This window comes from Streptomyces sp. NPDC017993, from assembly GCF_044328065.1.
GTDB lineage: Bacteria > Actinomycetota > Actinomycetes > Streptomycetales > Streptomycetaceae > Streptomyces.
This window is the reverse complement of record NZ_JBIRGO010000001.1, coordinates 300,725-321,794: the sequence shown is the minus strand read 5'-3', so window position 1 is coordinate 321,794 and position 21,070 is coordinate 300,725. Positions and strand designations below refer to the sequence as shown.

The window sequence follows — 21,070 nt, the reverse complement described above, 5'->3', positions numbered from 1 at the left end:
TCAGGCGGTCAGGCGGTGGCGCCCGTCGGCCCGGGGATGCCGTCACGCAGGCGGGTCTTGAGGATCTTGCCGCTCGCGTTGCGCGGCAGGGCCGGGACGAAGACGACCTCCCGGGGGACCTTGTAGTTGGCCATCTCCCGGCGGGACCAGGCGATCAGGTCGTCGGCGGTGAGGCAGGAGCCGGCGCGGCGGACCGCGAAGACCTTGCCGACCTCACCGAGCCGGGCGTCGGGTATCCCGATCACGGCGACCTCGGCGAGATCCGGGTGGCTTCCCAGGAGTTGCTCTATCTCCGCGGGATAGGCGTTGAAGCCGCCGACGATGAACATGTCCTTGATGCGGTCGGTGATCCGGAGGTTGCCGGCGGCGTCGAGGACGCCGACGTCGCCGGTGCGCAGCCAGCCGTCGGGGGTGATCGCGCGGGCCGTGCCGGCCGGGTCCTCGAAGTAGCCGGACATCACGTGGTATCCGCGTACCAGCACCTCGCCGGGGTCGCCCGGTGCCGTCGCGCGGCCCGCCGCGTCGACGACGCGTACTTCCGTCCCGGGGATGGCGCGGCCGGAGGTCGAGGCGATGACCTCGGGGGGATCGCCGCGGCGGCACATCGTGACGATGCCGGAGCTCTCCGAGAGGCCGTACGCCGTCAGGACGGTGGCGACCTTCAGGTCATCGCGCAGCCGCTCGACGAGTTGCAGCGGGACCACGGCCGCGCCGGTGACCACCACGCGCAACGCGGAGAGGTCGTGCCGCTCGCGGTCGGGGTGATCGAGGATCTGCTGAAGGAGGGTGGGCGGCCCGGGGAGGACGGAGACCCGTTCGGCGGCGATGTTGGCGAGCGCGGCCGGCACGCTGAAGACCGGCTGGGGGATCATCGTCGCGCCGCGCAGCAGGCAGGCGATGACGCCGGCCTTGTAGCCGAAGGTGTGGAAGAACGGGTTGACGATGAGATAGCGGTCGCCCTCCTGGAGGCCGGCCAGTTCGCTCCAGACGTCGTACGCGCGCAGTGTCTGCGCGTGGCTGATCACCGCGCCCTTGGGATGGCCGGTAGTGCCGGAGGTGAAGACGATGTCCGAGGGAGCGTCGGGGCGCAGGGCGTCGGCGCGGGCGCGCACCGTCGTCATGGGCACCGCCTCCCCGGCGGCGAGGAAGTCCCGCCAGGTCACGAAGTCGGCGGGGGCGTCGTCGGAGAGCACCACCACCTTTTCCAGCTGCGGCAGCCCCGGCAGCGGGCCGGGCCCTTCGCCCTCCTGGGCGGCGCGGCGCAGCGAGGCGACGTAGGAGGTGCCGAGGAAGGTGCCGGTGACGAAGAGCAGCTTGGCGCGGGTACGGCGCAGGACGTAGGCGGCCTCGGTGCCCTTGAAGCGGGTGTTGACCGGAACGAGGGTGGCGCCGGCCGTTACGGCGCCGAGGGCGGCGACGATCCAGTCGACGGTGTTGGGCGCCCAGACGGCGACGCGGTCACCGGGCGCGGCGCCGGAGGCGATACAGGCGGCGGCCGCCCGCTCCACCCGTTCCCCCAGCTCCGCGTACGACAGCCGGGTGCGGCCGTCGACGACCGCCTCGCGGGGTCCGTACCGCTCGGCCGCCGCGCGCACCAGCCGCGGGAGGGTGCCGTACCCGAGGTCCGCCCGCGCTTCCAGGTCATCGCACATCGCACTACCTCCCGCGAAAGAGCTGACTACCCGTCAGATTAGCGGTAGCCTCCTCCGCTGTCAGCACGGACGACCGACCACGGAGGTGGCGATGGGGGCGACCCTCAAGGACGCTACGGCGATAGCCGGCATCGGACAGACGCCCTTCGCCAAACAACTCCCCGAGTCGGAGAAGACGTTGGCCTGCCGGGCGATCCTCGCGGCGCTCGACGACGCCGGTATCGCCCCCTCCGAGGTGGATGCCTTCGCCTCGTACACGATGGAGGAGACCGACGAGGTCGAGATCGCCAAGGCCATCGGGGCCGGAGACGTCACCCACTTCTCCAAGGTCGGCTACGGCGGCGGCGGTTCCTGCGCGACGGTGGCCCATCTCGCCGCCGCCATCGCCACCGGCCAGGCGAGCGTCGGCGTCGCCTGGCGGTCGCGCAAACGCGGCTCGGGACCGCGCCCCTGGAAGAACACCCAGGCCCAGCTGCCGACCCCGGGGCAGTGGACCCGGCCCTTCGGACTGCTGCGCCCGGCCGATGAGATCGGCATGCTGGCCCGCCGCTACATGCACGAATACGGCGCCACCCGCGACCACCTCTTCAACGTCGCGCTCGCCTGCCGCAACCGCGCCAACCAGAACCCGGCCGCGATCATGTACGAACGCCCGCTGACCCGCGAGATGTACATGACCGCCCGCTGGATCAGCGAGCCCCTCTGCCTTTTCGACAACTGCCTGGAGACGGACGGGGCGCTGGCGTGCGTCGTCGTCTCCGCCGAACGCGCCCGGGACTGCCGCCACCGGCCCGCCTACATCCACGCCGCGGCCCAGGGCCTGCCCGCCCAGCACCACGGCATGGTCAACTACTGGAACGACGACCCGCTCACCGGCCCCGCCTGGACCGCCGCCCGGCACCTCTGGAAAGGCGCCGACCTCGGACCGCAGGACGTCGACGTGGCCCAGATCTATGACGCGTTCACCCCCCTGATCCCGCTCTCCCTGGAGGGCTACGGCTTCTGCGGACGCGGCGAGGGCGCGGCCTTCACCGAGGGCGGCGCCCTGGAGATCGGCGGCCGACTGCCCCTCAACACCGGCGGCGGCGGCCTCTCCGAGGCGTACGTCCACGGCTTCAACCTCATCACCGAAGGCGTCAAACAACTGCGCGGCACCAGCACCGCACAGGTTCCGGACGCCGCCACCTGTCTGGTCACCGCGGGCGAGGGCGTGCCCACCTCGGCCCTGCTGCTGAGGAGTTGATACGCGATGAGCGCTCGTGAATCCATCGGCGAAACCGTTCGTGAGTCCGGTCGTGAATCCGTCGTCACGATCGTGGCACCCGCCACTGACAACCAGCCCGACGGCAGCGATGACCTGCTGCTTCCCGTCCCCGATGACGACGGCGCACCCTTCTGGTCGTACGCGGCGCGAAGCGAGTTGCGCGTCCAGACCTGCTCCGACTGCGACGCGCCGCGCTTCCCGCCCCGCCCCTGCTGCCCGCACTGCCAGTCCTTCGCCGCCCACTGGCAGCGCATGAGCGGCCGCGGCCGCATCTGGTCCTACGTCGTCCCGCACCCGCCACTGCTCCCCGCCTACGCGGCCCAGGCGCCGTACAACGCGATCGTCGTGGAGCTGGCCGACGCCCCGCGCATCCGCCTCGTCGGCAACCTCGTCAGCTCCGCCGACGCCGCCCTCGACTCCGTCGACCCGGCGCGGCTGCGCATCGGCGCCCCGGTGAAGGTCACGTTCCACACCATGCCCGGAGGCGTCACCGTGCCGCGCTGGCTCCTGGAGCGGCCATGACGCTGCGCACCGAGATCAAGGCCGGGGTCGCGCTGGTCACCCTCGACCGGCCCGACCGGCACAACGCCATCGACCTGCGGACGGCCGGTGAACTGGAGTCCGCCTGGCGGGCGTTGCGCTGCGACGACTCCGTGCGGGCGGCGGTGATCACCGGAGCGGGCGGCCGGGCGTTCTGCACCGGCATCGACCGCTCCGTCGACGTCCCCCAGCCCACCTCGCCCTACTCACTCGACGACCCGCTGCTCCGCATCGGGCCGAAGGCCAACGACCTGTGGAAACCCGTCATCGCCGCCGTGGACGGCATGGCCTGCGGCGGCGCCTTCTACCTCCTGGGCGAGGCCGAGTTCATCATCGCCTCCACGCCCTCCACCTTCTTCGACCCGCACACCACCTACGGGATGGTCAGCGCCTACGAGACCATCGCCATGGCCCAGCGGATGCCCCTGGGGGAGATCGCCCGGCTGTCGCTGATGGGGACGGCGGAGCGGCTGGGCGCACCGCGCGCGTACGAGATCGGGCTGGTCTCCGAGCTGACCGAGCCGGGCGCGGCGACCGAGGCGGCCCTGCGCTGCGCGGCCGTGCTCGCCGCGCAGCCGACCGAGGCGGTCCAGGGCACCGTGCGCGCCCTGTGGGCGGCCAAGGAGGCGGCCAGGTCGCAGGCCCTGGCCCAGGCGCCGCAGCTGATCGCCCTGGGCAATCTGCCGCCGGAGCGCCAGGCCGAGCTGTTCGCCGCACGGCGCCGGGACGGCACGGCGGCCACGGACGTCAGGGTGCGGTGACCCGCGCGCCCCGGGGCGCCCCCGAGTCCGGCGGCGTCACATCCGGGTCTTCTGCGCCCTCGTGATCTGGCAGGTGAACCAGAACTGCCCGACGGACGCCTGGTTGATGGTGTAGCGGGCGGTGTAGGTCTCGGTGTCGCCCGGGCCCACGACGATGCTGCGCTGGTGCAGCCCGTAGGCCTTGCCGTCCGCCGGCTTCGCCTTCATCCAGTTGACGGCCATGTCGTAGGAGAAGGTGTCGGAGCTCGACGGGTTGGTCACCGAGACCGAGTAGGAGAACTGGCGCAGCGACTCGGAGTAGTCGCAGCCGCTGCCGTCGACGTCCGACCGGCCGTCCGGGTCGAAGGTCTCCAGCGTCGGCGACGGCGAGTACGACGGCTCGTACGTCGGGGTCTCGTACGGGTCGGGTGTCGGCGAGTAGGAGTAGGAGGGCGCGGCGACGGTGTGGTCCGAGCCCCCGCCGATGCCGCCGATGAACCCGCCCCGGCCGTGACCGCGCGCGCAGCCGCCGACCACGGCGACCGTGGCAAGCACCAGGCCGGCCGCGACGGCCGCCCGGGTACCTCTGCGGAAGCCCCTGTACGTGCGTGTGTGCTCGTTCATCGCGTGCCCGTCCCCCGTGAAAACGTATGTGCCGCGCCGGCGCTCGACTTGACGCGTGCACGGCACCATAGCAAGGGCGCGGGGCCCGCCCGTACGGCGCCGGGGCGACTGAGGAGTAACCGCTCCCGGCCGCGGAGGAGGCCCTGCGACGCGTGGCGCGCAAGCGACGGAAGCAGCCGAAGGGAAGGCAAAAAGGCCCCGCTCACCCCTAAAGTGCAGGGAATGCCGCATAAGGAGGCATATGTCTAGCGAGAGGGTGCGGTCAGGCGTAGCGTCGGTCACGGAGGACGACCGGACGACGCGAAACGAGGCGACGCCAGTGGTGCGTAACGTACTCGGCGGCCTGGTCGCCCTCATCGGAGCGGCGGCCGCCGTCTGGAGCCCCTTCCGTCCCTGGTACGACGGCCGTCACGGCAGCGACATCCGGATCGACGACCTCTTCGGAGGGATCACCGGCGACAGCGCCGAACTCTTCGGCTCGCTGCTGCTGCCCATGCTGTTCGCCGCCGTGCTGACACTGATCGGCGTCATGCTGCGCGCACGCCTCATGGTGGCGCTCGCCGGTGTGGTGGTGCTCGGCTTCACCGTCTTGTGGATGGTCCGCCAGGGCCAGGCCGCGGGCGAACTCACCGCAGGCACCGACGGCGGTCTGGGTGTCGGCGCGGCCTCGGCCCTGGGGGGCGGCGCCCTGCTCCTGCTCGCCGCGCTGATCATGAGAGGGCGGCGCCACCGTGTCGACGACGGCCACGGCCGCTACGACGACGGGTACTACGGGCGGCCCGAGCGGGACCAGTACGGCTGGGACGACCGATACGGCCGGGAAGATCAGTACGCCCGGGACGACCAGTACGCCGGGGACGACCGGTACAGCCGGGACGACGGTTACGACGAGGAGCGGCCGACCGCCCCCCAACCCCTGGTCCAGGACCACCCGGTGGCCGACGACCGGGGTCAGCGGCCGTACCCCACCGGCGCCGGGCCCGCCGCCGAGCCCCCGCCCGGCGGGGCGTATCCGCCGCAGGGCCAACCCACCGCACCGTGGCCGGAACCGCCGCAGCAGACCTGGGAGCAGCCGACCCGGCCGGCGCATCCCCAACCGCCCACGCCCCCGGTGCAGTGGGGCAAGGAACATCGGCAACCTCGTCGCCCGCACCCGCACGACCCGCGCCAAGACCCGCACGACGAACGGCGGTAAGGGGCGACGGAGGCACGGCACCGGCAACGGGCGCGCGGCGAGGGTCGGTCACCCGCACCCGCACCCGCACCCGCACCCGCACCCGCGGCAGATCCTCCCGGCAACCGGCAGCCTTACGACCGCCGGGCCAGCCCCGTCCCCTTGGCCGCGTCGAGCGCGTAGACACAGCGGTCCTTGCTGCACGCGTAGACCACGCCGCCGACCGCCACCGGGGAGCCGGTGATCTCGCCGCCGGTGGCCAGCTTCCAGCGCAGCTGACCGCCCATCGCATCCAGCGTGTAGAGGCAGTGGTCGGCGGATCCGAAGTGCACCCGGCCCTCCGCGACGACAGGGGCGCCCACCACCTCGGCGCCGGCCTGGAACCGCCAGCGGGGCGTGCCGGTCACCGCGTCCAGCGTGTAGAGCGCCTTGCCGCTGCCCAGGTGGACCGCGCCGTGCGCGACCAGCACCGGCTCGGTGGACTGCCGTGCCTCCGTCGCGATGCGCCAGCGGTCGCGGCCGTCCGCCGCGTCCAGCGCGTAGACCGTACCGAGGTAGTCCGCCAGATAGACCCCGCCGCCGGTGACGGCCGGGCCGGGGGCGAAGGCCGGCGGGCTCAGGAACGCCGCGGGCGCCTCGAAGTGCCAGCGGACATCGCCGCGCGCGATGTCGATCGCCAGCACCCGGGTGCCGGCCACCACATAGACCACGCCGTCCGGTGCGGGCAGCAGCCGCATCGGCACCCCGCCGCAGGACGCCGCGTCCCCCACCGGGTACGACCAGCGTTCCGCGCCGGTGCGCGCCTCCAGCGCCTTCAGCCGCGCATCGGCCCAGACGAACACCGTGCCGTCGTGCACCACGGGCGCGGCCTCGGCGGTCTCGAAGTCGGTCTGTACGCCACCGATCTCCCACAGCAGCTCGCCGTTGCCGGCCTCCCACGCCTGGACGCCGCCACCGCGGGTGCTGGTGACGACCGTCCCGCGGTCGACCTTGAGGGCGTAGACCCAGCCTTCGGTGTTGAGCCGCCAGCGTTCGGAGCCGTCCTCGGCGTCGAGTGCGTAGAGGCTCGGGCCGTCGGAGGCGTGGATCCGGCCGTCCGCGACGGCCATCGCCCAGGCGACGTCGCGGGTCTTGAACTTCCGCCGCCCGCTGGCCACATCGAGGGCGTGCACCTCGAAGGAGGTGACGTACAGCAGGTCGTCGGCGACGGCGGGGGTGCCCCACACGTCGTTCGACATCCGGAACCGCCAGGGGCGCCAGCGGCCCGGCTCCGCGGCGGGCGCCTCGGTGGGCGCCGCGTCGGGGCGCGCGGGCTCGTCCGCGGGGCCTTGGTTGGCCGAGGGGCCCTGCGGAGGAACTCCGGTCGTCGGGCCGCCTCCGGGCGGTCGCACCCAGTTCGTCGCGGGGCCGGCATGGGCGTGCGGCTGCGGCTCACGGGCGTCCGCGGCGCGCGGACCCGGACCGATCGGGGAGGGTGAGCCACCGAGCCGTACGGGGCCGCCGGGGCCCTCCGGCGCGGAGGAGAGCGCGGTGGCCGGCGCCGGCGCGGAGACCGGGGTCATCCGGGCCGTCGAGACGTCCGGGCCGAGCGACGCGACCTGCGGCGGCATCGGGCCGGGGGCGGCGCCACGGGGGTCGCCCCCGCGGTGCGCACCGGGGCCCGCGCCGATCCGGTCGGGCCAACCGGCGGGCGGCGGGCCGTCGGGCCGCGGCGGGGGCTGCACGGGCTGCGGCGGCATCGGGGCCGCCGCGGCGGGCGCAGCCCGGCCGGCGCCGCGCCCCTGGCCGGAGTTGGCGCGCTGGGGTGCGGCCTTGGGAACGGAAGGACGGCCGCCGCGGCGCCCCTCTATGAGCGCCACCGCGCCGGCCGGCAGCCAGGCGGAGGCCGTGCCGCTGTCGTCGCTGCCTGACCCGAAGAGATGGGGGGCGAGCTGGGACTGCAGGTCGGCGGGAGACGGCCGGTGCGGCGCCTCCATCTGCATGCAGGACTCCATCAGCGGACGCAGCTCGTCGGGCAGTCCGGCCAGGTCCGGGCCCTCGCGCAGCAGCATGAAGACGGTCTCGACGGGGTTCGCGCCGTGGAACGGCGCGTGCCCGGTAGCGGCGAAGACCAGGGTCGAGCCCAGGGAGAAGACATCGCTCGCGCCCGTCACGCTGCGCGAGTCGCGGGCCTGCTCGGGCGACATGTAGGCGGGCGTGCCCACGGCCACATTGGTCATCGTCAGACGGGTGTTGGACACCCCGGAGGCGATACCGAAGTCGATCACCCGGGGGCCGTCCTCGACGACCAGGACGTTGGAGGGCTTCAGGTCGCGGTGGACCAGGCCGGCGCCGTGGATGGACTGCAGCGCCTCGGCGATCCCGGCCGCCAGCCACCGCACCGCCTGGGCCGGCAACGGCCCGCACTCATTGACTATTTCCTCGAGGGAGGGCGCGGGGACGTAGGCGGTCGCGAGCCAGGGCACCGCCGCCCGGGGGTCGGCGTCCACCACCGCGGCGGTGTAGAAGCCGCTGACCGCGCGCGCGGCCTCGACCTCACGGGTGAAGCGGACCCGGAACAGCTGGTCCTCCGCGAGCTCGGTGCGCACCGTCTTGATCGCCACGCGCCGGCCGGACGCCGAACGCGCCAGATAGACCAGACCCATGCCGCCGGCCCCGAGACGGCCGAGCACCTCGAACGGGCCGATCCGCCGGGGATCGTGCTGCGTCAGCTGCGTCAGCTGCTCCACCACTTGCCTGCCACCTCCCCGTGGGGCGAATAAAAGACTCTCAATAGCCACTTGCCGCCGAGAGCCACCGCCCCGTGCAGCGTCTCATCGCCTGGCCGAAACGGCCGTACGCGAGCTGATTCTTCCTGGCCGAGCCGACGGTTGCGAACCCGGGGCCCATGCGTCGTGTCACGACTCACCCCCAGCGGTACGCACCGAGGTCGTTACCTGGCGTAACGCACCCCCGCCTGACGTGCTCCGATACGTCCGCCGAGGTGCGGTTGCCAGGGGGTTACCGGTCGGTTGTGGATCGTCCGCAGATGTCGCCGTGCCCGATACGTACACCCTCACCGCCCGCCCGCAGCGGTGGTGAAGCCGACGGGTGTGGCCGAAAACATGCGCACTCACCGTCCCGGACGGCCTCCGGCGTCACACCGGCCGGGCGCCCGCCGCCGGTATTCCGTAGCGCGGCGGCCGGCCGGCCGCTCTCCCGCCGCGGGCCACCGCCCGTACCGCCCGCCTCGTCACCGCCGCGGCCCTCCGGCCGCGCGCCCATCCCCTACCGGTCATGCCATCCCTGCCGTCGCCTGCCCGTGCACCTCCGCGTCCGTGCGCGAACGCTTCTTCAATTCTGCGGTGCCGGAGGCTATTTCGTGGCCATGACGCCAAAGGTGGCGCCCTGATTGTCACCGAGGACCGCGAACGAGCCGCCAGGGGTGGGCAACGGGGCGACCATGACGCTGCCGCCGAGACGGGTCGCGGTGCGTCCATCGCCCCGGGGCAACCGATCCCACCGGACAGGCCGGGACCCGCCAGGGCAGGAAGCCAGGGCTCTCCATGGGGGTGCTCCTGCCTGGTCGACGGCGATCATCATCGAGCCGAGATCGCCGACCACCATCGGCGGCGAGAAGATCTCCCCGCCCGCGTCGCGGATCGCGGCCCCGGTCGCCTGATGCCGCCGGGCGCGAAGTAGAGCCCCCAGGTCGCGGGCATCGACCCATCCGGCTTGGGGGTCAGTCCCGCCCTCTTGCCGCTACGGAACGCCTGGGTGCAGCCGCCGAACTCGGGACGCTCTCGGAGAAGGTCCAGCCGAGGAGCTCACCGTAGAACCTCTCGCCCTCGTCGAGGTCGGGCAGCAGCGCGTCCGCCCAGCACGGCGCAACCGTCCACGAGTGCGGTCATGCGTCCACGCTAGCGCCGGTCCGGGAGCCCCGCCCGGCGAATTATTCGTACACATGATCGATAAATGGTCGGCCAGGCGCTCAACGAACGGCCCGTGGCGCGCACTTGCCGCGCGGGCGTCGCGCAGCACCGCGCCTTACGCACAGATGTTTTCCACAGCCTGTTGATAAGACCATTCACCAGTTCGGGCCAATCGCCGCGCACCGCCCTTCAGGGGCCGGTCACGGGCGGGCGGAGCACCCCGCCGGAAGGCCCGCGATCGCCGGTATGACCGCCCGCGGGGCTGCCACCAGCGCGGCAGCCGGACCGGGGCGCCATGAACTCCACGCATCCCCATTTGCAGGCAGCCAAATCGCGCTCCGATCACCCCTCGGTAAGCTGACGGCATGACAGGACAAGTGCGAACCGTCGACGGCAGAGTTGCCGGCCGCCGCGGGCAGGCAACGCGGCAAAAGCTGCTCGACTGCCTCAGCGAAATGCTCAGTTCATCCCCGTATCGGGACGTCAAGGTCATCGATGTGGCCCGAAAGGCGGGCACTTCACCCGCTACGTTCTACCAGTACTTCCCGGATGTGGAGGGCGCCGTCCTCGAAATCGCCGAGGAGATGGCCAAAGAAGGCGCAACTCTGACCGATCTCGTCGCCGGGCGCTCCTGGGTGGGCAAGTCCGGTTGGCAGACGGCGGAGGAGCTCGTCGATGGCTTCCTCTCCTTCTGGCGCAAGCACGACGCGATTCTGCGCGTAGTGGACCTGGGCGCGGCCGAGGGCGACAAGCGGTTCTACAAGATCCGCATGAAGATCCTCAACGCCGTCAACAACTCCCTTGCGGAGTCCATCCGGGAGCTCCAGAGCAAGAACAAGGTCGACAAGGACGTGAGCCCGGCGGCCATGGCCGGTTCGATCGTCGCGATGCTCGCGGCGGTTGCCGGGCACCAGAAGGGCTTCCAGAGCTGGGGCGTCAAGCAGGCGGAACTCAAGCCGAACCTGGCGCTGCTGGTGCACCTCGGTGTCACCGGCAAGAAGCCGACGAAGTAACAAGAGGCGCCATCGTGTTCACACGGTGTGCCCCGATCTCCCGGCCCACCCGGGACAGTTCGCGATCCGTCCTGTGTCCGTCCTGCCATAGCCGCACAGCTGCACACACAGCGGGTGCCGTCCGGCCCCTCGGGGGTTCGAACGGCACCTGCTGCGCGTGCGCCGGCACCGCTGTGGCACACCCGGCAGGGCGCTGACCGCGAGCCACGCCACCCGGCGCCTCATCGCCCGGGAAGGTCAGCGCCGCTCCAGCCGGAACAGCCGGATCTCCCGCTCGACCCGCGCCTGATAGGCGGCACACGGCGGCCAGAACGCCAGCGCCGCCCGCCACGCCCGCTCCCGCTCCTCCCCGGTGAGCAGCCGGGCCCGTACCGCGATGTCCGTGCCGCGCCAACTCACCTGTGCCTCCGGTTGCTTGAGGAGGTTGCCGGTCCAGGCAGGGTGTCCGGGCCGCCCGAAGTTGCTGCCGATGAGCAGCCAGCTGCCCCCTTCCTCGGGCATGCAGGCCAGCGGCGTACGCCGCGGCTGCCCGCTCCTGGCGCCCGTCGCGGTCAGAATCACCCCGGGCAGCATCTGCGCGCTGAGCAGGACCTTGCCTCGGGTCAGCCGGTGCACCGCGCGGTCCAGCGCGGGGATGAGGTGCGGCGCGACCCGCGCGAACGTACGGGTCGAGGAGACCTTCTGCACCATCCGCAGACCGGGCGGCATCAGGCTCCGACCGCCTCTCGTGTGCCGGGCGTGAACAGTCCGGCCTGCTGCGCGGCGTGCGCCCGGAGCCGGTGTACGGGCCCCAGCAGGAGTTCGTCGCAGGCGGCCCGCTTGAAGACGAGATGCGCGTCGTGTTCCCAGGTGAAGCCGATGCCGCCGTGCAGTTGCACCGCTTCCGCCGCCACCGTGCGCAGCGTTTCCAGCGCCTGCGCGAGCGCCAGACCGCACACGCCCGGCTCTGCGGCGCGGCGGGCCCCGGTGGCCGGGTCGCCACCCACCGTCCACGCCGCGTAGTACGCCGCGGAGCGAGCCGCCTGCACCGTGACGTACAGGTCGGCGAGCCGGTGCTGGATCGCCTGGAAGGACCCGATGGGCCGGCCGAACTGCTCGCGCGCCTGGACGTGGGCGACGGTGCGGGCCAGCGCCGCGTCGGCCGCGCCGACCGCCTCGGCGGCCAGCACGGCGGCAGCCACCGCCCCCGTCGCCGAGAGCGCGGCGGCCACCGCGGCTCCGTCGTCGCCGGACTCCCCCAGCAACTCGGCAGCTACATCGCGGAGTTCCACCCGGGCCTGGCTCCGGGTCTCGTCCATCACCGTCTGCCGGGTCCGCGACAGGCCGGCCACCTCGGCGGGTACGGCGCCGCGGGCGTCCCGGTCCGCACCCCGGCCATCCGTCCGTACGAGGAAGAGCAGCGTGCGGCCGCGGGCGAAGCCGCCCGTGCGAGCGGCCACCACCAGCACGCCGGCGGTATGACCGTCCAGGACCTGCTCGGCCTCCCCGTACAGCCGCCAGCCCCCGTCGTCGGCCCGTGCCTGTATTCCGCCGGACCGGCCGCCGCCCGCCCAGTCGCCGTCGTTGGCCCCGGTCAGCGCGAGCGCGGTCGTCAGCTGCCCGCCGGGCACGACCAGCGTCCCGGTCATCTGCCCGGCCGCGATGGCGGGCAGCAGTGCGGTGCGCTGCCGTGCGGTGCCCAGCGCCAGGATCAGCGGAGCGGCCAGCGCCGCGGTCGCGACCAGCGGCGAGGGCAGCAGCGCACGGCCGGTCTCCTCGCCGGCCAGGGCGAGTTCGGTGGGCCCGCACCCCACTCCTCCGTACGCGGCGGGCAGCGCGAGGCCGGGCAGCCCGAGTTCCTGGGCGAGCCGGCGCCACAGCCCCTCGTCGTGACCCGGCGGGGTACGCACCGCCGCCTTGATCTCGTCCGGGCCGCAGTGTTTGTGCAGCAGCTCGCGCAGAGTGCGGCGGATCTCGTCCTGCTCCTCGGTGAACGCGGCATCCATCGGCGGGCTCCTCCCGGCCGTGCGACAAAGGCCCGTCAGCGCGGCGGCCACCCGTACGCGGCCACGGCTCGTGGCACGTCACGCGGCAGCCAGAACTGACGGGCCGTCATCGTAGGGATGTCCTGCGCACTTTCCTAGGCTCTCGCGAAGGTGGCGGCAGATCTATGGGGAACGCCTCCCGGCACCCTCACCTGGCAGCACTCTGCCCACCCTGCTTAATCTGATGTACCGTCAGATGATGCCTTCAGGGAGCCCTTCCGGGAATCGCAAGGTCGCCGTCGCCGGAGTTGCCCTGTCCGACTGCGGACGCGTGGACGGCGCCACCCCCTATGCCCTGCACGCCCAGGCCGCCCGCCGCGCGCTCGCCGACTCCGGCCTGGACCGCTCGGTGATCGACGGATTCGCCTCGGCCGGTCTCGGCACTTTGGCGCCGGTCGAGGTCGCCGAATACCTGGGCCTCGCCCCCACCTGGGTCGACTCGACCTCGGTCGGCGGCTCCACCTGGGAAGTCATGGCCGCGCACGCCGCCGACGCGATCGCCGCCGGCCATGCGAACGCCGTCCTCCTCGTCTACGGCTCCACGGCCCGCGCCGACATCAAGGCCGGGCGACGCACCTCGAATCTCTCGTTCGGCGCCCGCGGCCCCCTTCAGTTCGAGGTCCCCTACGGCCACACCCTGATCGCCAAATACGCCATGGCCGCCCGCCGTCACATGCACCAATACGGCACCACGCTGGAGCAGTTGGCGGAGGTCGCCGTTCAGGCGCGTGCCAACGCGGCTGCCAACCCGGACGCGATGTACCGCGCCCCGATCACCGTCGATGACGTGCTGTCCGGCCCGATGATCGCCGACCCGTTCACCAAGCTGCACTGCTGCATCCGCTCCGACGGTGGCTGCGCGGTCCTGCTCGTCGCCGCGGATTACGTCGCCGACCTCGCCAAACCCCCGGTGTGGGTGCTCGGCTCCGGCACCGCTGTCTCCCACACCACCATGTCCGAGTGGGCGGACTTCACGGTCTCACCGGCGGCGGTCTCCGGCCGCCTCGCCTTCCGACGCGCCGGCGTCCGCCCGTCGGAGATCGACCTCGCCGAGCTCTACGACGCCTTCACCTACATGACCCTGGTGACGCTGGAGGACCTCGGCTTCTGCGCCAAGGGCGAGGGCGGGGCGTTCGTGGAGAAGGGCCGACTGCTGCGGGCCGGCGCACTGCCCGTCAACACCGACGGCGGCGGCCTGGCCGCCTGCCACCCGGGCATGCGCGGCCTGTTCCTCCTGGTCGAGGCGGTATGCCAACTCCGCGGCGAGGCAGGGCCCGACCGCCAGGTCCACCGACCCGACGGCAGCCTGCCCCAGCTGGCCGTCGCCTCCGGCACCGGCGGCTGGTTCTGCTCGTCGGGGACGGTGGTGCTGGGTCGGGGTTAGGGCCTGCCCGAGGCGTCGTGCGTGTCGGGCCTGACGGCGACGTGTGGCCCGGCGCCACGTTGGAGGCAGTTGCGGAGGGTCTCGTCCGTCAAGCGGGCGAAGGTGCGCTGATCGCGCGGGCGCCCCCGACTCGCTTCGTACCAGCGCGAGCAGACTGGTGGAATCGACAGCCTGGCAGTGGCTGCTTGTCGGCGGGGGCGAGGCACCCCTACATCTGGCCGCTTTCACACGGCCGTTACCTCTGCGGTTCGAGTCCCAGGGACCGAATGAGCTGGGCCAGTTCTTCGCGGAAGAGCTTTTCTGGGCTGAGGGACTGGGCCTGCAGGTGGCCGTAGATCTCGAGTGACACCAAGCCGTGCAGGCGGCTCCAGATTCGCATGGCGAGAGCCACGGCGGCTGGGGGCAGGTCGGGGAAGGCCGGGCGGACTTTGTCCAGCAGGCCAGGGGCGAAGTCGGACCAGGTGAAGTCGCTGTCCGCGTTATGGGGGCCGGCGTGCACCCACGCGGCGGCCGCGAGTGCGGTGATGCCGGTGCATAGGCGGTGGGCGGCGTCGGGGGCGGCGCCGCCCTCGGGGGGCCGGTAGCCGGGCACAGGGTCGCCGTAGATGAGGCGGAAGCCCTCAGGGTTGGCCAGCGCCCAGTTCCTGAATGCACAGGCCCATGCCTGGATCCGGGCGGCCGGGTCCCCGGCGGGGGCGGCGTCCCACGCGGCGTCCACGGCGTCGGCCAGCGAAGTGTAGACGCCGTCGATCAGCGTAGTGACCAAGTCGTCACGGGTGGCGAAGTAGCTGTAGATGGCGTTGGCCGTCATGCCCATTTCTCGAGCGATGGCCCGCAGCGTGATCGCGCCGGGCCCGCCCGAAGCCATCAGCTCCAGCGCAACCTTCTTGATCTCGGCGGTCGTTTCGGCTCGCAACCGCTCGCGACGCCCCTTGATGCTTCCCTCGCTTCCCATGGCCACGCACTCTACAGCGTCAAACATATTAGGTGCCGTATTCAAACTGCACACCATATAGTCTCTGCATGCCGTGAATTTAGAGCGGCGATATGAACAGCTACCTGGGGAGAGCTATGCACATCGGAGTCATTGGGGCCACAGGTGGTATCGGCAGTCGCGTCGTCACCGAAGCCCTCGGCCGGGGGCACCACGTCACGGCCTTCAGCCGCGACGCCACGAAGATCAGCGACAACCGGGACAACATCGCCTGGCAGAGTGTCGACATCCTCGATGCCGCGAGCGTCACCGCGGTGATACCTGGTCTGGACGTGCTGATCAGCGGATTCCAGCCCGGCAATGCGGCCAAGGACCTCGTGGATACGCTGGAGCGCTCGATCGCCGATCCCACGGTCCACGTCACCGCCGCACGGGCGCTGCTCAAGGCGCTCGACAGCCACCCGCGGACCCGGCTGATCGTGATCGGCGGCGCCGGCAGTCTGGAGGTCGAACCCGGACTCGTACTGGCTGACACCGACGAGCAGTTGAACAAGACCCTCGATCTGGTCGGTTTGCCGAGGGGGTACGCAGCCTCAGTGCGCGGCGCCCGGGACGGCCTGAACGTCCTGCGCACCTCCAACCGGCTCTGGACCTACTTCAGCCCCGCGGAAGACATAGCGCCCGGTGAGCGAACCGGCCGATTCCGCATCGGCGGCGACCAGCCGGTCCGCGACGCCGACGGGCTCAGTCGCATTTCCATGGAGGACGCCGCCGTCGCCCTCGTCGACGAGGCCGAGCTGCCGCGCTTCGTCCAACGCCGCTTCACCATCGGCTACTGACCGACGTTGACGGACGCGCCCAAGGACTGTCCGGCAGGTACCGGCGCCTCATCCGAACGATGCGATGTGAATGCCGGCCTGATCACACGATCCATCGGACAGTGCCTAGTTGCCGGGTCGGGTCAGACCGGTACCGCGAGCCCGGCTCCGGGCATGAGGCGCGGATCACTCACGGGTCGCCCCCGATCCGGTACGGCCCCGGCCCGGTTCTGCTTGGCTGGTGGCTTCGACGGACACAGGGGGTTCGCGCATGGCGCTCACGCACTGGGGATTCATCTACACAGCGGCCGGCAGCGCCGCGGGAGGCGATGTCAACACCGTGGACACGGGTGAGTGCCGCACCGTGCTCGTCGGGGTGGCGAAGCCTGAGGAAGCCGTCGAGGTCGCGCGCCGACTGGTGGACGAGGGCGTGCAACTGATCGAGCTGTGCGGCGGGTTCGGGCCGGTGTGGGCAGGTCGCATCATCGAGGCGATCGACGGTGCGGTCCCGGTGGGGACGGTGGGCTACGGGCCGGAAGCGGTCGATCAGGTGCACGCGATCTTCTCCTGACCACCTGCCGCCCGCCGCGCCGCCCAGCCCACCCGGCCGCTGCCCGCCGGGCTAGCGCCTCCCGATCCGCTGCTCGATGAGGTCCGCGGCCCGACTCGCACCGCCCTCGGCGCGGGCCTCGGCTCGGAGTTCGGCCGAGCGTGCGGCGACGCGTTCGTCCGTGGTGAGTTCCTCCAGGGCCGTACGCAGCGCCTCCGCCGTGGCATCCGCCGTGTCGATACGGCGGGCGACGCCCAGCTCGACGAGCCGGTCGGCGTTGAGGAACTGTTCGGCGCCCTGTGGCACGGCGATCATCGGCACACCGGCGTACAGCCCCTCGCTGCTGCCTCCCATACCCGCATGCGTCACAAACGCGTCCGCCTGCTCCAGGATCGCCAACTGCGGTACCCAGGAGCGCACTTCAATGTTCGGCGGTACGTCCCCCAGCTCCGTCGGATCGGTGTACTTGCCGATCTGCAGCACCACATGCCAACCCGGCAGCTCCCCGAAGGCAGCCACGCAACTCCGGTAGAACTCCGGCTGCCGGGTGTACGCCGACCCCAGGGACACCAGCAGCACCTTCTCGGCGCCGGCGGGCCGCGTCCAGGCGCCCTGTTCCTGCTCCCGCGGCCGGTCACCGAAGCACGGCCCGACGAACGTCACGGCTTCCTCGTCCACCCGGTCCGCATGCGGCTGCATGGCCCGCGGGATCATCGCCAGCGCCCGGCGCGGCCGCCCGGAGAACTCGTCCACGTCCGTGGTGACCGCACCGCACTCCGCCAGCCACGCCGCGAACCGCGCGCGGTAGACGTCGGCCCCCGGCAGCCCGGCGAACGCCGCGGCGAACTCCTCCTGGGCGCCTTCCCAGCCCACAAAAGTCGGCGACAGCTGGACGACGTCCCTGCCCTGGGCCTCGGCCAGGGCGCGGGCGGCGTAGGCCCCGACGTCGTAGAGGTACACGTCGGCGGGGTCGTCGTCGTACACGGCGCGCAGTTGCGGCAGCATCGCCATCGCGTCGTCGAGGAAGAGCGACGACGCGGCGATCGGATCCTGCGGCCAGTTGTTGTCGGCGACCGGGAGGGTGGTGGTGAGGGGGACGAACTCGGCGCCGGTGGGCGCGATCAGCTCGGCTGCGTGGTCGCTGTTGGCGTACGTCACGCGATGACCGCGGGCCACCAGCTCCCGGATGATGCCCAGACCGGGCATCACATGACTGACCATCGGCGTACCGATCATGGCGATGTGAGCGGCCGGCCGGTGGGAGTCGCCGATGCCCTGACGGGCCTGGCGGGTGGAGGCGCTGTGCGCCTCGTGGACGTCGTGGGCAGGACGAATGCGACGCATCATGGGATGTCCTTCGGTACAGAGCTACGGCGGATGAGGACGGAAGCCCGGACCGAGCGGAACCAGGGCGACGACGACGGCTGAGCCGGTCGCGCGCAGGGCACAGGTGGGTACGGGCGGCGGGGCGGCAAGAGCGCCCTCGGGCGTCTCAGCCGTAGATCTGGAGAAACTGCATACGGGAAGAGTAGACGCGCGCCGGGGATCGGGCGAAGGGATTATTTCCGGCCGGGCCGGCGCCCTCCGCCGCTCACCGCTCGCCCTGCTCTGCCGCTCGCCGCTCGCCCTGCCCGGTCTCGGCGCCTGCCCCTGCGGCGGGCCGGGAGCTGCCGCTACCCCGACCAACCGCCGCCGTCCCTGCCGTCGCCGTCGTCGCCGTGTACGCGCTACCGCAGCCGCCTGCCCGACTGTCGGCCGCCCGTCTGCTCTCCTTGCCCCGCCTGGCCGCCTGCCCAACAGTCGCTGTGCGCCCTCCCGTTACCCCCTGGCCGCCACGTCCCGTCCGGCGGGCAGGCGGGTGATGACGCCGAAGGCCGTGCCGAAGGGGTCGGTGAGATCGGCCATCCGCCCGTACGGGGTGTCCGTCGAAGCCGATGCCGTGCCGCCGGCGGCGACCGCGCGTGCGGCCGCCTCGTCCGTTCCGGCGACCTCGAACGTCGTCCGCCAGCGTGAAGCCGCCGCCCCTGGATCGCCGAAGACACCGCCGATCTCGTGACCGTCCGGCCGGCGCAGGAAGGTGAAGTCGAAGTCCGGGAGGTCCTTGTTGCCGTCGAGGGTGAAGTCGAAGGTGTCCCCGTAGAAGCGCCGGGCGGGCTCGGGGGCGGACGTGGCCAGATCGTTGCGGACCAGCGTGGCGGGCTCGTTGACGAATTCACAGCCCGCGAGGGCACGCCCCTGCCACAGGCTGAACCGGGCTCCCACCGGGTCCTCGACAGCGGCGGTGCGGCCCAACTCCGCTACGTCCTGTGGCGGTTGGAGCACCGATCCGCCGCCGGCCCTAACGCGCTCGGTCGCGGCGTCGCAGTCATCCGCCGCGAGGTACATGTGCCACCACGACTCGCCATCGGGGTCCGCGACGGACCGTGGCCGGAGCGCCGCCACCCGCCGCCCGCGCAGCAGACACATCGTGAAGGGCCCGGTCGCCGAGGCACTCTCCTCGTACGTCCAGCCGAACAGTGCTCCGTAGAACGCCTTCGCCCGGTCGATGTCGGCCACCCCGAGATCGATCCACGTGGGCGTGCCGTACGGCTGGTTGGTGGTGACCTCGCTCATCAGAGGCTCCTCGGAGGTGATGGATCCGCGTGGACACAGACCACGCTAAAGAGCATCGAGGACAGTTCCGGTCCGCGACCCGGGTCAATTCCGGCCCCTTGCGGTGCCCGACTCCGGCCCGCCGAGGGCGACAGCCCGACCCACCCCCGAATCTATACGGCTGTCATAGACAAGCGTCTAGGACGGTTGTACAGTCGGTTCACCACGGCGGGCGGCGCGAGCCACCGGCCCTGCCGGGAAGCGCGAGCACCCCCTCCGCGACGCGCGCATCCACCCCGCGGCGCGAGCACCGAACGGGCGCCGCCACTGACGGCCCGCCCCACCCAGGAGCACCACGACGAAAGGGAACACCGCCATGTCCGGACCCGGTTCACCCCTGCGCACCCCTCAGACCGTGCTCATTTCCGGCGCCGGCATCGCCGGGCCCGCTCTCGCCTTCTGGCTGCATCGCCACGGCTTCGCGGTGACCGTCATCGAACGCGCCCCTGAGCTGCGGACCGGCGGCTACAAGGTCGACATCCGGGGCGTGGCCATCGACGTCGTCGAGCGGATGGGGCTCCTGCCGGATGTCCGGCGCGCCGGCACGGACATGCAGACCGGCGCCTACGTGAACGACGACGGCGAACGGATCGCGACCCTCCCCGCCGACATCTTCGGCGCCCGGGTCGGCCGCGACGACGAGATCATGCGCAGCGCCCTGGTGCGTCTGCTGCACGACCGCACGAAGGCGGACGTCGAGTACGTCTTCGGCGACTCGATCACCTCACTCACCGAACACGAGGACGGCGCCGACGGCCGCGACACCGGGCAGGGCGGCGTGGAGGTCACCTTCGAGCGCGGCGCGCCGCGTCGCTTCGATCTCGTCGTCGGCGCGGACGGGATGCACTCGACCGTGCGGCGGCTGGCCTTCGGCCCGGAGGAGCCGTTCGTACGCCACTTGGGCGCGTATATCTCGGCGTTCTCCATGCCCAACGAACTCGCCCTGGACCGAGAGGAGTTGTACCACCTGATCCCCGGCAAGATGGTGTGCGCCTACAGCTCGGCCGGGGACCCGGCGGCGAAGGGCCTGCTCGCCTTCCGCGCGCCGCGCCTGTCGTACGACCACCGCGACCGCACGCAGCAAGTGGCGTTGCTGGAGAACGCGTTCGCCGGGGACGGCTGGCAGGTGCCGCGACTGCTGGAAGCGGCCCGCGAGGCACCCGACCTCTACTTCGACGCCATGAGCCTGATCGAGATGGACCGCTGGTCACGCGGGCGCGTGGTGCTGCTCGGCGATGCCGCGCACTGCGCGTCACCGGCCTCGGGGCAGGGCACGGGGATCGCGCTGGTCGGCGCGTACATCCTGGCCGGGGAGCTGGCGGCGGCCGACGGCGACCCGGTGGCGGCGTTCGAGCGGTACGAGACGGCGATGCGCGGCTACGTCGCGGTCAATCACGCGCTGGCGCGGAAGTACGCGAAGGAGATGACCGTGAATTCCCGATGGCAGATCCGGCTGCGGCATCTGATGCTGCGCATCCTGCCGCACCTGCCGTGGAAGAAGCTGATCGCGAAGAAGATCGCCGAAGAGGTGCAGCGGGCCGCCCACGCCATCACGCTCAAGGACTATCCGCTGCGCGCGGCGGCACCGGCCTCCGCGGCGACACCGACTCCGGGTTCGGCAGGGGCCACCGCCTCCGGATCGAGACCCGGCCCCAGCCCCTCGCCGGCCGCTGCCCGAGAGTGAGAGGTCGTGCTCGCGTCGAGGGCGGTCCGGCCGGCCCCTGCGGGCAGCTGTCCAGGCCGTACGCGGGCATCGCCGGCAGCAGCGTCCTGGGATACCGGCATCGCCC

The 21,070-nt window shown here is 72.0% G+C and carries 17 protein-coding genes; 9 read left to right on the top strand and 8 right to left on the bottom strand.

All coding sequences use genetic code 11. The features are described 5' to 3' along the window. Window positions 1-8: 8 nt before the first annotated feature. Window positions 9-1,652 (bottom strand): FadD3 family acyl-CoA ligase, encoded by a 1,644-nt coding sequence (locus ACH4FH_RS01570; protein ID WP_398553686.1) that lies wholly within the window; start codon window positions 1,650-1,652, stop codon window positions 9-11. A gap of 91 nt (window positions 1,653-1,743) precedes the next feature. Here ACH4FH_RS01570 and ACH4FH_RS01565 point away from each other — a divergent pair, with 91 nt between their 5' ends. The 3 genes from ACH4FH_RS01565 to ACH4FH_RS01555 are packed head-to-tail and all read left to right on the top strand — an operon-like array spanning window position 1,744 to window position 4,217. Then, the gene (locus ACH4FH_RS01565; RefSeq protein WP_398553685.1) at window positions 1,744-2,895 is read left to right on the top strand and encodes a lipid-transfer protein; all 1,152 of its coding nucleotides are present in this window, start codon (window positions 1,744-1,746) and stop codon (window positions 2,893-2,895) included. A gap of 6 nt (window positions 2,896-2,901) precedes the next feature. Next, complete coding sequence (locus tag ACH4FH_RS01560; protein ID WP_398553684.1) at window positions 2,902-3,438, top strand: Zn-ribbon domain-containing OB-fold protein; 537 nt, start codon at window positions 2,902-2,904, stop codon at window positions 3,436-3,438. Beyond that, a complete protein-coding gene (locus tag ACH4FH_RS01555; RefSeq protein ID WP_398553683.1) occupies window positions 3,435-4,217 on the top strand; it encodes an enoyl-CoA hydratase/isomerase family protein in 783 nt (260 codons plus the stop codon). The genes ACH4FH_RS01560 and ACH4FH_RS01555 overlap by 4 nt, the downstream gene beginning before the upstream one ends. A 36-nt stretch (window positions 4,218-4,253) precedes the next feature. Here the strand turns inward: ACH4FH_RS01555 and ACH4FH_RS01550 are convergent, their stop codons facing one another. Further along, window positions 4,254-4,820, bottom strand: coding sequence for a hypothetical protein (locus tag ACH4FH_RS01550; RefSeq protein ID WP_398553682.1), 567 nt, complete (start codon window positions 4,818-4,820; stop codon window positions 4,254-4,256). Between the two features lie 319 nt (window positions 4,821-5,139). Between ACH4FH_RS01550 and ACH4FH_RS01545 the strand changes: the two genes are divergently transcribed. Beyond that, window positions 5,140-6,015, top strand: a complete 876-nt coding sequence (locus tag ACH4FH_RS01545; protein WP_398553681.1) for a hypothetical protein — start codon at window positions 5,140-5,142, stop codon at window positions 6,013-6,015. A gap of 113 nt (window positions 6,016-6,128) precedes the next feature. Here ACH4FH_RS01545 and ACH4FH_RS01540 read toward each other — a convergent pair whose 3' ends face one another. Further along, a complete protein-coding gene (locus ACH4FH_RS01540) occupies window positions 6,129-8,714 on the bottom strand; it encodes a PQQ-binding-like beta-propeller repeat protein (RefSeq protein ID WP_398553970.1) in 2,586 nt (861 codons plus the stop codon). Window positions 8,715-10,270: 1,556 nt separating this feature from the next. Between ACH4FH_RS01540 and ACH4FH_RS01535 the strand changes: the two genes are divergently transcribed. Beyond that, window positions 10,271-10,918, top strand: coding sequence for a TetR family transcriptional regulator (locus ACH4FH_RS01535; RefSeq protein ID WP_398553680.1), 648 nt, complete (start codon window positions 10,271-10,273; stop codon window positions 10,916-10,918). Window positions 10,919-11,155: 237 nt separating this feature from the next. Here the strand turns inward: ACH4FH_RS01535 and ACH4FH_RS01530 are convergent, their stop codons facing one another. Together ACH4FH_RS01530 and ACH4FH_RS01525 are read right to left on the bottom strand one after the other, a co-directional pair. Continuing rightward, window positions 11,156-11,626: a nitroreductase/quinone reductase family protein gene (locus ACH4FH_RS01530; protein WP_398553679.1), complete on the bottom strand. Its 471-nt coding sequence runs from the start codon at window positions 11,624-11,626 to the stop codon at window positions 11,156-11,158. Then, the gene (locus ACH4FH_RS01525; RefSeq protein WP_398553678.1) at window positions 11,626-12,903 is read right to left on the bottom strand and encodes an acyl-CoA dehydrogenase family protein; all 1,278 of its coding nucleotides are present in this window, start codon (window positions 12,901-12,903) and stop codon (window positions 11,626-11,628) included. The genes ACH4FH_RS01530 and ACH4FH_RS01525 overlap by 1 nt, the downstream gene beginning before the upstream one ends. A 238-nt stretch (window positions 12,904-13,141) precedes the next feature. Between ACH4FH_RS01525 and ACH4FH_RS01520 the strand changes: the two genes are divergently transcribed. Continuing rightward, the gene (locus tag ACH4FH_RS01520; RefSeq protein ID WP_398553677.1) at window positions 13,142-14,326 is read left to right on the top strand and encodes a thiolase C-terminal domain-containing protein; all 1,185 of its coding nucleotides are present in this window, start codon (window positions 13,142-13,144) and stop codon (window positions 14,324-14,326) included. Between the two features lie 235 nt (window positions 14,327-14,561). On the opposite strand, the gene ACH4FH_RS01515 is transcribed toward ACH4FH_RS01520, so the two are convergent. Continuing rightward, window positions 14,562-15,281, bottom strand: a complete 720-nt coding sequence (locus ACH4FH_RS01515; RefSeq protein WP_398553676.1) for a TetR/AcrR family transcriptional regulator — start codon at window positions 15,279-15,281, stop codon at window positions 14,562-14,564. 92 nt (window positions 15,282-15,373) lie between these two features. Here ACH4FH_RS01515 and ACH4FH_RS01510 point away from each other — a divergent pair, with 92 nt between their 5' ends. Together ACH4FH_RS01510 and ACH4FH_RS01505 are read left to right on the top strand one after the other, a co-directional pair. Next, window positions 15,374-16,099: an NAD(P)-dependent oxidoreductase gene (locus tag ACH4FH_RS01510; RefSeq protein ID WP_398553675.1), complete on the top strand. Its 726-nt coding sequence runs from the start codon at window positions 15,374-15,376 to the stop codon at window positions 16,097-16,099. A gap of 250 nt (window positions 16,100-16,349) precedes the next feature. Beyond that, a complete protein-coding gene (locus ACH4FH_RS01505) occupies window positions 16,350-16,649 on the top strand; it encodes a DUF6506 family protein (RefSeq protein WP_398553674.1) in 300 nt (99 codons plus the stop codon). Window positions 16,650-16,700: 51 nt separating this feature from the next. Here ACH4FH_RS01505 and ACH4FH_RS01500 read toward each other — a convergent pair whose 3' ends face one another. Continuing rightward, window positions 16,701-17,864: a macrolide family glycosyltransferase gene (locus tag ACH4FH_RS01500; RefSeq protein ID WP_398553969.1), complete on the bottom strand. Its 1,164-nt coding sequence runs from the start codon at window positions 17,862-17,864 to the stop codon at window positions 16,701-16,703. Between the two features lie 582 nt (window positions 17,865-18,446). Then, a complete protein-coding gene (locus ACH4FH_RS01495; protein ID WP_398553673.1) occupies window positions 18,447-19,241 on the bottom strand; it encodes a VOC family protein in 795 nt (264 codons plus the stop codon). Between the two features lie 355 nt (window positions 19,242-19,596). Between ACH4FH_RS01495 and ACH4FH_RS01490 the strand changes: the two genes are divergently transcribed. Continuing rightward, the gene (locus tag ACH4FH_RS01490) at window positions 19,597-20,964 is read left to right on the top strand and encodes an FAD-dependent monooxygenase (RefSeq protein WP_398553672.1); all 1,368 of its coding nucleotides are present in this window, start codon (window positions 19,597-19,599) and stop codon (window positions 20,962-20,964) included. Window positions 20,965-21,070: the final 106 nt, after the last annotated feature.